This window comes from Streptomyces sp. NPDC003720, from assembly GCF_042875075.1.
In the GTDB taxonomy this organism is placed as follows: Bacteria; Actinomycetota; Actinomycetes; order Streptomycetales; family Streptomycetaceae; genus Streptomyces.
In genome coordinates this window covers 396,582-408,329 of sequence record NZ_JBIANZ010000010.1, presented here as the reverse complement: position 1 = coordinate 408,329, position 11,748 = coordinate 396,582, and the positions used below count along the sequence as shown (strand labels likewise).

The 11,748-nt window shown below is 71.7% G+C and carries 10 protein-coding genes; 2 read left to right on the top strand and 8 right to left on the bottom strand.

Features of this window, described 5'->3' with window-relative positions; genetic code table 11:
- Positions 1–88 precede the first annotated feature (88 nt).
- The 5 genes from ACFYU0_RS28150 to ACFYU0_RS28130 all read right to left on the bottom strand — a co-directional run bounded on the left by ACFYU0_RS28150 (position 89) and on the right by ACFYU0_RS28130 (position 5,198).
- Positions 89–742: a TetR/AcrR family transcriptional regulator gene (locus ACFYU0_RS28150; RefSeq protein ID WP_389304809.1), complete on the bottom strand. Its 654-nt coding sequence runs from the start codon at positions 740–742 to the stop codon at positions 89–91.
- Between the two features lie 85 nt (positions 743–827).
- Positions 828–968 (bottom strand): SCO1431 family membrane protein, encoded by a 141-nt coding sequence (locus ACFYU0_RS28145; RefSeq protein WP_199209756.1) that lies wholly within the window; start codon positions 966–968, stop codon positions 828–830.
- Positions 969–1,076: 108 nt separating this feature from the next.
- Positions 1,077–2,444, bottom strand: a complete 1,368-nt coding sequence (locus tag ACFYU0_RS28140; protein ID WP_351663804.1) for a peptidase C39 family protein — start codon at positions 2,442–2,444, stop codon at positions 1,077–1,079.
- A gap of 214 nt (positions 2,445–2,658) precedes the next feature.
- The gene (locus tag ACFYU0_RS28135; protein ID WP_389304808.1) at positions 2,659–4,200 is read right to left on the bottom strand and encodes an amino acid permease; all 1,542 of its coding nucleotides are present in this window, start codon (positions 4,198–4,200) and stop codon (positions 2,659–2,661) included.
- Positions 4,201–4,241: 41 nt separating this feature from the next.
- On the bottom strand, positions 4,242–5,198 hold the full coding sequence (locus ACFYU0_RS28130; RefSeq protein ID WP_389304807.1) for a hypothetical protein: 957 nt from the start codon (positions 5,196–5,198) through the stop codon (positions 4,242–4,244).
- Between the two features lie 275 nt (positions 5,199–5,473).
- Between ACFYU0_RS28130 and ACFYU0_RS28125 the strand changes: the two genes are divergently transcribed.
- On the top strand, positions 5,474–6,094 hold the full coding sequence (locus ACFYU0_RS28125) for a uridine kinase (protein ID WP_389304823.1): 621 nt from the start codon (positions 5,474–5,476) through the stop codon (positions 6,092–6,094).
- Positions 6,095–6,524: 430 nt separating this feature from the next.
- On the top strand, positions 6,525–8,387 hold the full coding sequence (locus ACFYU0_RS28120; protein ID WP_389304806.1) for an AAA family ATPase: 1,863 nt from the start codon (positions 6,525–6,527) through the stop codon (positions 8,385–8,387).
- A 287-nt stretch (positions 8,388–8,674) separates the two neighbouring features.
- On the opposite strand, the gene ACFYU0_RS28115 is transcribed toward ACFYU0_RS28120, so the two are convergent.
- From ACFYU0_RS28115 to ACFYU0_RS28105, 3 genes are all read right to left on the bottom strand, one after another.
- Entirely contained in the window at positions 8,675–9,760 is a 1,086-nt protein-coding gene (locus ACFYU0_RS28115) for a hemolysin family protein (RefSeq protein WP_351663812.1), read from the bottom strand.
- The gene (locus ACFYU0_RS28110) at positions 9,757–11,091 is read right to left on the bottom strand and encodes a hemolysin family protein (protein ID WP_389304805.1); all 1,335 of its coding nucleotides are present in this window, start codon (positions 11,089–11,091) and stop codon (positions 9,757–9,759) included. The genes ACFYU0_RS28115 and ACFYU0_RS28110 overlap by 4 nt, the downstream gene beginning before the upstream one ends.
- 203 nt (positions 11,092–11,294) lie before the next feature.
- On the bottom strand, positions 11,295–11,747 hold the full coding sequence (locus tag ACFYU0_RS28105; RefSeq protein WP_351663816.1) for a PH domain-containing protein: 453 nt from the start codon (positions 11,745–11,747) through the stop codon (positions 11,295–11,297).
- Position 11,748 lies beyond the last annotated feature (1 nt).

The window sequence follows — 11,748 nt, the reverse complement described above, 5'->3', positions numbered from 1 at the left end:
CTCGTACTGGGTGTACTCGGGCTTTCGGCCGGTGCGGCGAGAGTGCGTGCCGGACGCCGCGACGCAGACGCGACTTCGCGGACACGGCCTAGGCGTCGCGGCGCGCGGGCGGCGGCGCCGGGTAGGCGGGGTCCAGCTCCTCGACGGCGCGCAGCGCCCCGCCGAGGGTCTTCACCAGCAGGTCGCGCATGGTGTCCCGGGACAGCTCGGGGCGGTCGATCCAGTCGAGGGTGGCGCCCTCCACGCTGCACACCCAGGACAGCAGGCCCATGCGGGCCAGCGGGGCGATGTCCCGGCGGCCGTAGGCCCCTTCGGCGATCGTGGCGACGATGGCCTCGCGGACGCCGTCCCGGATGGCGTGCACCTCGGTGTCGAAGCCGACCCCGCCGCTGACGATGGTGCGGTAGGCGGCCTGGTGGTGCTCGGCGAAGCGCAGGTAGGTGTCGATGGTGCGGTGGACGCGGTCCACGGCGGGCAGTTCGAGGCCGCTGGCGGCGAAGTCCACCAGGTCCGCGACGGAGGCGTGGATGATCGCCAGGTAGTAGCCCCGTTTGGACTGGAAGTAGTAGTAGATCAGCCCCTTGGCGACGTGCGCCTGCTTGGCGATGTCGTCCATGGACAGTGCGTCGTAGGACGTGTCGGCGAACAACTTCCGTCCGATGGCGATGAGTTCGGCGCGACGCGCCTCGGAACGCTCGGTGCCGCGCGCCCGGGGACGGACGGCGGCACGCTGTGGACGCATATTCACTTTCGACCCTGGTCTGGGAGGTCGGCGGGACCTCCGCAGTATGTCAGAACATGCCGGCCCGGCGCGGGGCCGGGCCGGTTCAGAGCAGGCCGAGGCGGGTGACCAGCATCGCGACCACCACGACGAGCACCCAGCCCATGATGTGCTCGAGGATCTCCGGGCCGTCTTCCTTGGGCCCTCCGGTGCCGACGCGGGTGGCGGTGGCCGGGTGTGCGGTCATGGTGCTCTCACAGAGGTCGGACGTACGAAGTGGAATCCCCCCACCCGTTCGTCCACCTTGCCACCCGCGTCGGCGTCAGCGGCGGAGACGTTGCTCACACGGCCCTGGTCAGCACACCCCCACCGCCGCGAGGGCCCTGCGCTGACGTGCGGTCGGGCGGGCCGGGAAGTACAGGTAGCAGACGCCGCCCGTACCGCTCCTGACCTTGCCGTTCGCGTCGTACCGCTTGGTCCTGAGCCAGATGTTCTCGAACTCCCGCCGCAGGTACACCCGACGTACCGCCTCGTCGCTCGGCGAGGCCGGGTCGTTGGCGATCACGTCGCCGTCGGCCGTGAAGCCGATGACGGTCATGAGGTGGCCGGAGGTGCCGTACCCGGCGCCGGTCAGCTCGGTCTTGAGGAAGGACTGGGACGTTATGGCCGGGATGCCGGCCGCGACCAGGGTCTCCACGTCGGTGAGCGAGGTGAGCCGGGTGACCACGCCCTGGATGCCGTCGAAGGTGGCCGCGTAGGCGGCGTTGAACGGCCAGTTGCCGCAGCCCTGGTACTGGTTGTCGTACGTGTACCGGGCCGCGTGGTCCACCTGCGGGTCCGCGTAGGAGGGGTCGACCCAGGAGAGCTGCTCCGGGGTGAGCCGGCCGCCCCAGTACTCGATGATCATCTGCGAGGAGGTGGGGCTGCACCAGGCCTCGCCGCCGTTGTCGTACTCCGGGTACTGGCCCTTGTGGATCTCCTGCGAGTAGCGCGGGACGGCCAGTTCGCGGGAGAGCGCGGGGGCGGACGCGGGGACGGTGAAGCGGTCGGGGATGTCGGAGCCCATGGCGCCGAGCCGCCAGACGGTCGGGGTGAGCCGTGTGCCGGGCGTGCGGTAGAGCGTGAGGCGCAACTGGTAGGAGGCCAGGCGCAGGCCGGTGCTCGCGTCGTCGATGGCGAAGGTGTCGGTCCAGATCGAGCTCTTGCCGTCGGTCTGGTCGTCCACCGAGGTGCGCTTGATGTCCTGGTCGCCCGCGGCCCACCGGCCCATCACGTACCAGGGGGTGTCCGTGCCGTCGGAGTACGTGCCGCGCAGCTCGACCTGGAGCCAGGTGCCGTCGGGGGTGTGCGCGTTCCAGGAGGCGATGACCTCGGTCGCGGGCACGGCGAGCCGGTGGACCGGGGAGGTCCAGGTCGCGTACTCCCAGGTGGCCGTGCGGCCGGTGTGCGGGTCGGTGTAGTCGGTGCGGCCGGCGGCGGCCCCGATCTCGGCGCCGGGACGGCGGCCCGGGACGGCCCGGACGCCCTCCGCACTGCCGCGGCGCCAGTCGTGGTACGAGGTCCAGGCGTGGTAGTCGACGGGGCGGCCCGGCGCGGCGGCGGTGCCGGCGTCGGCGGGCGCCGCCGCGGTGGCCGCGGCCGCGGGCATGGTGCCCGAGGCGACCGCGGCGACCACCGCGGCTGCGAGAACGGTTCTGCGGGAGGGCTGCTGGGCTCTGCTCATGGGCGCGGTTACCCCCAGGTGTCCGGGTCGGGGCTGGTGCTGTGTGCGCCAACTATGAACGGAGACGGCATGCCCCTGCCAGCACTTCCGCCGTATGGCGCGCCACCAACATTGGTCCAGAACAGTGACGGGACCTGCGGAAGTGCTCCCTGGAAGCGCTGCACGGCCCCGGCGCGGGCGGTGTGCCGTGCGCCGGGGCCGTGCCGTTCGGCGGTCAGATGAGGTCCATCGCCGCGACCTCGTCGGGGCGGCCGTAGCTGACGGGGCCCTGGAAGCGGCGCCGGGCGGTGGCGAACCACCAGACCGTGGCCACGAGCAGGACGACGGCCAGCGCGATCGGCGCGTAGTTGAAGGAGTCGGCGGTGATGGGCGAGGCCTGGGGCAGCATGAACAGCACGCTGCTGAGCAGGATCCAGGTCACCGCGATCCAGCCGATCGGCCTGCCCCAGCGGCCCAGGTGCCAGGGGCCGGGCTGGAACTCGTCGCCGAGCCGCAGCCGCAGGAAGACCGGAACGGCGTAGGCGAGGAACAGCCCGACCACGTTGACGCTCACGATGGCGGTGAAGGCCGTGTGCGACCACCAGCCCGGGACCACCAGGGCGAGCGAGCAGCCCACCGCGAACCACACCGCCTTGACCGGCGTCCTGGTGCGCAGCGAGACCGTGTGCCACCAGCGGGAGCCGGGCATGGCGCCGTCCCGGGAGAAGGCGAAGATCTGCCGGGTGTTGCTGGTGAGGTTGGCCAGACCGCAGAAGAGCATGGCGCCGATGACGATGAGCAGCATCACCTTGGCGGTACCGAGGCCGAGGCCGTCGATGAGTATCTGGACGGGCGGCGCGGCCGAACCGGCCACCTTGGCGTAGTCGCTAATGCTGTAGACCAGCGCGAGCATCAGGATCAGGCCGGTGATCGCCGAATAGCCGATGGCGCGGGTGATGCCCTTCGGGGCGTTGACCGTCGCCTGGACCGTTTCCTCGGACATGTGGAAGCTGCCGTCGAAGCCGGTGAAGGTCCAGCTGGTGACCAGCAGACCGAGCATGCCGCCGTAAAGCCCGTTGGTGAAGCCGGTGTTGTTCTCGAAATGCGTCACGAAGGACGCGGACTGATGATGGTCGGGCATCACGATGAGTGCGGTCACGATCACCACGAGTCCGATCAGCAGCCACCACACGGAAATGCGGTTCAGTACGGCGACGAGCTGGACCGTGAAGGTGTTGGCCAGCCCCTGCGCCACGATGATCACTGCCGTGATCAGGACCGTCTGGTGTGCGGTCGGCTGGTACGAGGGCCACTGCAGGGCGACGAAGGCCTGGATGAACGTGGCCGCCGCGTAGCCGGTGGCGGCGGTGCCGCCGATCTGGCCCACGAAGTTCAGCCAGCCGGTGAACCAGGACCAGGCGCCCTTGTGGCGCTTGGCGAGTTTGCCCGCCGAGAAGTACAGCGCGCCGCTCGTCGGATACGCCGACGCGACCTCCGCCATCGCCGCGCCGATGAACAGGACCATGACCGAGACGCCGATCCAGCCGAACACGAGAATGCGGGGGCCGCCCGCGTTCATGCCGAATCCGAAGGACGAGAAAATACCCGAGAGGATGTTGATGATGGTGAAAGAGATCGCGAAATTGTCGAACGCCTTGAAACGCCGGGTGAGTTTCCGCGGATAACCCATCGCGTGCAGAGTCGCGTCGTCGTCGAGCACGACCGCGTCCTCTCCCCCGCGGGCGTTCGCCCGTGGAGCCGATATCCGTTCCGACACAGATCGACCTTTCTCTTGGTGGGGGGCGGAGCAGGTACGGGTCAGGCGGGTCCCGGGACGGGCAGGCCGCAGCCGCGCCGGGCCCGGGAGAGCTGTTCGGCGGGCTCGCCGAAGGCACTCCAGGGCATGCGTGAGGCGTACGGGCCCATCGCCGTGAAGACCGCCCGGGCCTCGAACCCGCACTGGGCCATGACCAGCGCGTGCGCGAGGTAGGCCAGGTCGAGCACCGGGGTGAAGCGGTAACCGGCCACCGCGGGCAGCCAGTTGTGGTAGGCGGCGAGCGCGGTGGAGCGCCACTGGGGCTGCTCCCAGACCCGGTCGGCGAGCAGCTGGGTGGGGTTGTAGCTCTCGACCAGGGCGACCAGCGGCAGCAGCCGGAGCGCGGAGTCGGCGGGCGCGCGCTGACTGAGGAACGCGGCCACGTCCCAGGCCGCGTTGACCGAGCCGCCGTAGCGGGTGAAGAAGCAGGACAGAAAGCGGTGGTGGCCCTCGCGGTGCCACGGGTCCAGGGACAGGACGTGCGCGAACAGCCGCCACGGTCCGGGCGGGGCGGTGAGCAGTCCCCGCGGGGCGGGATCGCGCAGCCGGTGCAGCCGGGCCATGGTGAGCTTGGCTACCCAGGGGGTGGGGTCGGCGGGCGCCAGCGCGGCGGCCCGGTCGCAGGCGGTGAGCGCTATCCGCTCCAGCGCCTCGGCCCGTTCGTCGTGCGCGTCGGCGGCCCGCATCGCGCGCTGCACGGCCACCCGGGCCCACAGCAGCGCCGCGTCGGGCGTCGGCTCCTCGGCAAGCCAGCGTTCGACGAGGTCGGAGCCGGCCGCCTCGGAGGCCAGCACGAGCGAGCGGTGGGCGCGCAGGGTGAAGTCGGAGCGCGTCTCGGCGAGGGCTTCGCCGGCGCTCCGATAACGGCCGGCGCGGACGTCCACGCATACGCGCGCCAGGACACGGTCGTCGGCCGCCGGATGCCACACATACTGCCCTTCGAATAACTCCGCGGCCATGCTCTCCTGTCCGTCCCGTCACGAAGCGCCGCACTCGCGCAGGAGGAACCTTACTCAGCGGTCGGCACGCCTGGAACGCCGAATTTCACATATCGGTCAACGGATTTCGCCGCTTAATCCGCCTGATTGACCGGCGCTCAGCCAGTGGTTCAAGAAGTGACGTTTTCGCGCCACTCCGGGCCGCGGCGCCGGCCCATCGGCACCGGCCCTATGGGCCGCTACTACACTGTTTCCGGAAAACACCCCCCACACCGCATCACACCTCGGGAATCGCCATTCACGACCTCGCCGCCCGGCTGCGCGAGCTGCCGCCCTCGCTGGGGCCGGTCCGCCTGATCGCCGTCGACGGACACGCGGGGTCGGGGAAGTCCACCTTCGCCGGGCGGCTGGCCGCCGCGCTGGGCGGGGCGCCCGTGCTCCACCTGGACGACATCGCCAGCCACGACCGGCTCTTCGACTGGACCGAGCGCCTGACGGACCAGGTGATCGGCCCGCTGGGCCGGGGCGAGAGCGCGCGGTACACCCCCTACGACTGGCACACCCGGGCGTTCGGTCCGCCGCGGCCGCTGCCGCCCGCGCCCGTCGTCGTCATCGAGGGGGTGGGCGCCGGACGCCGGGCACTGCGGCCTCATCTGGCGCGGCTCCTGTGGATGGAACTACCGCGCGAGGAGTCCTGGGCGCGCGGTCGGCAGCGGGACGGGGAGGCGCAGCGCGAGTTCTGGTCCGGGTGGGTCGAGGCGGAGCACGCGCACTTCGCCGCCGACCCCACGCGCCCCCACGCGGATCTCCTGGTGTGGCAGACACCAGAGGGATACGAGGTGCTGACGGGACCGGCGGGGACTCCCGGACCGCACCAGAACATCACGCACGGTGATGGTTCCTCCGCGGTGCGGTGAGCGCACCAAGACCCCTGCGGGGGAACTTTCTTGAGTGCTCCGGGTCCGCTTGACCCGGGAGCCGTGCAGGTCTTACGTTTCCAATGTGCGGCCATTCGGAGCCGCCCGCAGTCGCGAAGCCCCCGGTTGTTCCCCCGTGATCGGGGGCTTCGTTCTGCCCGCGGACCGTCCTTCCGGACGCCTCGCGCCTCGAAACGCTCACCCTGGGTGACCATCTCGTGTGCGCCCCGTCTGCTCCCACCTCGCCGAACAGGCCGTGCGGCACCCTTCGGCACGCGGTCTCAGCACGGGTACGATGCCCTGGGTGCGGCCTTCGGGCGACTGCTCGCGCACCTGCAACTCCGGTCCGCGGCACAGCGGTTCGTCCGCGGCGGCCGTCGGGCGACTGCCCGGCGGCGAACCAACGGGGGCACGGTCTGTGGGGGACGGGATGGACTTCGGCACGCAGGGCCCCGAGGCCCCGGCCGACCTCGCCTGGCTGCGAGGTGTGGACGCCTACACGATGGGCGCCTATCCCCAGGCGGAGGAGGAGTTCCGCGTCGCGGTCCGGATGGACCCGGGGATGGCGGACGCCTGGCTCGGACTGCACGCGCTGCGGGTCGACACGACCACCGCGCTGCTGCGGATGTTCCGGCACCGGGAGCGCTTCGGGGAGCAGCGCGCCCGGCACCGCCGCACCCTCAACTCCTGGTACTGGCTCGGGTGGTGGGTTCAGCCGGTGCTGGAGAGCCCGCGCGACCTGCTGCTGGCGCACGCCTCGCACTGGCTGGACGGCCGGCACGTGCCCGAACTGGACCGGGCGCTCGCCGGGCTGCCCCCGGTGGACACCGACCCGCAGGTCCGCTTCCTGCACGCCTGCCGCGCCTATCTGGTCAAGGACTGGGACCAGCTGGTGCGGCACACCGACCCGCTGGTCGACGATCCCCTGCTCGGCATCGAGGCGGGCCTGTTCGGCGGCATGGCCCGGGTCCGTCTGGAGATGTACGGCCAGGCCGAGCCGCTGCTCGCGGCGGCCCTGATGCGGTGCCGCAGCGAGCAGCCGCAGCGCAAGGAGCTGCGGTACTGGCTGGCGCGGGCGCACGAGGGCACCGGCCGCAGTGCCGCGGCGCTCCCCCTGTACCGGGCGGTGCACCGGATCGACCCGGCCTTCATGGACACCTCCGCCCGGCTGGCCGCGATCGCCGAGGGCGACGGATACGACGATCCGGCCGACTTCGCGGCCATCACCCTGACCGGCGCCGGGGCGGACGTCATGGACGGGCCGGACACGCTCGACCCGCTCTTCGGCGCGGAGACCCGCGATCTGCGGCTCACGGAGCCGGATCTGCCGACCGGGCCACTGCCGTCGGTCTCCGACCCGGTGGTGCGCGTGCGGAGCGGGCCGCCCTCCTCCGTCCTGCCGGCCGGGCCGACCGATCCCGCGTTGCTCGAGGAGGCGCTCGCCGAGCTGGAGCGGATGGTGGGACTGGAGCCGGTCAAGCGGCAGGTCAAGGCTCTGTCCGCGCAGTTGAACATGGCGCGGCTGCGGGCCGGGCAGGGGCTGCCGGTGCAGCCGCCCAAGCGGCACTTCGTCTTCTCGGGGCCGTCGGGGACCGGGAAGACCACGGTCGCGCGGATCCTCGGCCGCGTGTTCTACGCACTGGGGCTGCTCGGCGGGGACCATCTGGTCGAGGCGCAGCGGGCCGATCTGGTCGGGGAGTACCTGGGGCAGACGGCCGTGAAGGCCAACGAGCTGATCGACTCCGCGATCGGCGGGGTGCTGTTCGTGGACGAGGCGTACTCGCTGTCCAACTCCGGGTACGGCAAGGGGGACGCGTACGGCGACGAGGCGCTTCAGGTGCTGCTGAAGCGGGCCGAGGACAACCGGGACCACCTGGTGGTGATCCTCGCGGGCTATCCGGAGGGCATGGACCGGCTGCTCACCGCGAACCCGGGGCTCTCCTCCCGCTTCACCTCGCGGGTCGACTTCCCCTCCTACCGGCCGCTGGAGCTCACCGAGATCGGCAAGGTCCTCGCGGCCGAGAACGGGGACCAGTGGGACGAGGAGGCGCTGGAGGAGCTGCGGTCCATCGCCGGGCACGTGGTCGATCAGGGGTGGATCGACGAACTGGGGAACGGGCGGTTCCTGCGGACGCTGTACGAGAAGAGCTGCGCCTACCGGGATCTGCGGTTGTCGGGGTATCCCGGGGGGCTGTCCCGGGGGGACCTCGCCACGCTGCGGCTGCCGGACCTGATGCAGGCGTACGGAGAAGTGCTGTCGGGGCGGGGGCCGCAGGATCCGTCGGCTCTCTAGGCGGCGGTGAGGGGGCCGGCCGAGGGTTTTTCGCTGAGCCTCGCTTCCGGGTGGCCGGTGCCGATGTCCACCGCCTGCGCTGCCCGGATTCGTCAGGCAACGGTGTCGCCGTCGGCCGAGGGCGTCTCGCTTACCCGCGCCGGCGGGGTGCCGCTGCGCCCACCCGTGCCGCCCTGGGGGTCCCCCCAGGCCGTCAGGGCACTGGGGGGAGGCACGCATGCCCGCAGCTGGGTGGGACCGTGGCCGGGGTGCCGCCCACCCGGGTTTGTGCCGGGTGGGCGGGGTGGTCAGGCCATGGCCTGTTCCGGGTTTCCGGTGGCTCTGGGTTCGGTGAGCTTTATGTCCGGGAGTCTGCGGTGAGCCGGGTCGCGGACCTCGCCCACCAGCAGTTCCAGGACGTCCTCCAGGGCCACCAGGCCCATGACCCGGCCCGAGGCGTCCGCGACCTGGGCCAGGTGGGTGGCCGCCCGGCGCATGACCGTCAGGGCGTCGTCCAGCGGCAGTTCCGAGCGCAGTGTCGTCATGGGGCGCCAGACGTGCTGAGGGACGGCCCGGTCGGAGTCCTCCAGGTCCAGGACGTCCTTCACATGGACGTATCCCATGAAGGGGCCCTTGTCCGCCGCCGCGACCGGGAAGCGGGAGTAGCCCGTACGGGCCGTCAGCCGGACGATCTCGCCCGGCGTGACCGACGGCGGCACCGTGATCAGGGACTCGCGCCGCAGCAGGACGTCCGTCACCGGGCGGGAGCCCAGTTCCAGCGCGTCCTCCAGGCGCTCCTGCTCCTCCGGGTCGAGCAGGCCCGCCTGGCCGGAATCCTCCAGCAGGCGGTTGAGCTGCTCGCTGGTGACGACGGCCTCGACCTCGTCCTTGGGCTCGACCCGGAAGAGCCGCAGGATGCCCTGGGCGCAGGCGCCGAGGGCCGCCGTGATGGGCCGGCACACCCGGGCGAAGGCGACCAGCCCCGGGCTGAGCCACAGCGCCGCCTTCTCGGGGGCCGCCATCGCGAGGTTCTTCGGCACCATCTCGCCGATGACGAGGTGGAAGAAGACCACCGCGGCGAGGGCGATGACGTAGCCGAGCGGGTGAATCATGCCGTCCGGCAGGTGCAGCCACTCGAAGACCGGCTCCAGCAGGTGCGCGACCGTGGGCTCGGCGACCGCGCCGAGGGTCAGCGAGCAGACGGTGATGCCGAACTGGGCGGCGGCCATCATCTGCGGCAGCCGCTCCAGGCCGTACAGCACCTGGCGGGCCCGGGCCGTGCCCAGCGGTTCGATCTGGCTGCGGCGGACGGAGACGAGCGCGAACTCGGCGCCGACGAAGAAGCCGTTGGCGAGCACGAGCAGCCCGGCGAAGAACAGTTGTAGGACGCTCATCGGACGGCCTCCATGACGTTCACGGCCGGGACCGTGCGGACCAGTCGGACCCGCTCGGCGCGGTAGTGGCCCACCTGGCGCACGGCGAGCCGCCAGCCGGGCAGTTCGGCCCGGTCGCCGGGGGCCGGGATACGGCCGAGCAGATCGGCGACGAGTCCGGCGACGGTCTCGTAGGGCCCCTCGGGCACGACGAGACCGATGCGCTTCAGGACGTCGACCCGGCAGCCGCCGTCCACGTCCCAGGCGGGCCGGCCGTCCTCCGGCGGGGCGGGGGCGAGTTCGGGCACGTCCTTGGCGTCGTGCTCGTCGCGGACCTCGCCGACGAGCTCCTCGACGATGTCCTCCAGGGTGACCACGCCGGCCGTGCCGCCGTACTCGTCCACGACGACGGCGATGGGCTGCTCGCTGCGCAGCCGGGCGAGGAGGGGCTGGACGGGCAGCGTCTCGGGCACGAGCAGCGCCCGGCGCGCGATACGGCCGATCGGGGTACGCAGCCGGTCGTTGACGGGGACCGCCAGCGCGTCCTTGAGGTGGGCCATGCCGACCACGTCGTCGATCTTCTCCCGGTAGACGGGGAAGCGCGACAGCCCGGTGGCCCGGGTCAGGTTGACCACGTCCTCGGCGGTGGCCGAGTCCTGCAGGGCGCTGACCTTGACCCGCGGGGTCATGACGTGCTGCGCGGTCAGCTCGCCCAGGGAGAGGGTGCGCACGAACAGGTCGGCCGTGTCCTGCTCCAGAGCGCCGGCCTGTGCGGAGTGCCGGGCCAGGGACACCAGTTCGCCCGGGGTGCGGGCGGAGGCCAGTTCGTCGGTGGGCTCGACGCCGAGAGCGCGCACCAGCCGGTTGGCGACCGTGTTCAGCGCGGAGATCACCGGGCGGAACAGGCGGGAGAAGAGGTGCTGGGGGCCCGCGACGAAGCGCGCGACCTGGAGCGGGCGCGACACGGCCCAGTTCTTGGGCACGAGTTCGCCGATGACCATCTGGACCGCGGAGGCCAGCAGCATGCCGGTGACCACGGCCACACCGGAGACGGCGCCCCGGGGGACGCCTATCGCGGTGAACGGGCCGCGCAGCAGCGCGGCCAGGGCCGGTTCGGCGAGCATGCCGACGACCAGGGAGGTGATGGTGATGCCGAGCTGGGTGCCGGAGAGCTGGAAGGAGAGCTCCTTCAGCGACTCCACGACCGTGCCGGCGCGTGTGTCGCCGTCGGCGGCGGCCTTCTCGGCGTCCGGGCGCTCGACCGTCACCAGGCCGAACTCGGCCGCCACGAAGAAGCCGTTGGCCAGGATCAGCAGGAAGGCCGCTGCGAGGAGCAGCAAGGGGGTGGTCATGATGCCGCCGCCTCCATGTGGGGGGAGGGGGCGGCGCAGGTACTACAGGACGATCCGTCCATCGCCGGAGGGGGTCACTCCTCGGGTAGCAGGAACCCCTGTGCACCGGGCGCGGCGCCACAGGGGTGGAGGCGCGACGAAGACGCCTCCAACTCCAGATTAATCAAGACACGGCCCGGTGTGGCAGGGCGGACGTCACCGATTCATCCCTGATCTTCACCGGCCGGGGCCGTCGAGCGGGCTTCGGCGAGCGCCCGGAGCGCCCGCGCGTCGGCGATGGCGCGCTGCCGGGCGAGGCCCGGCTGGATGCCGAGCGCGGGCAGGCTGGTGCCGTCGCTGAGGTTGAGGAACACCCAGGGATCGCCCGGACGGAGATTCACCTGAAGGATTTCCGCCCAGGCCAGGCGCCGCCTGCTCGCGATGTTGACCACGGTGACGCCGGACTCGTCGGCGACCACCTTGATCCGGGCCAGTTGGGCGAGCGCCCAGAAGATGAGCGCTCCGGTGACGAAGAAGCTGGCCCGCTCACCCGGACCCAGGTCCAGCAGCAGGGCGACGCCTGAGATCACCAGGAAGATCGCCACACCGGCGGTGAGCAGGATCACCCGCGTGTGGCCCGGTCGGAAGGTCACGGGGAGGGCGGGAAGCTCGGACATC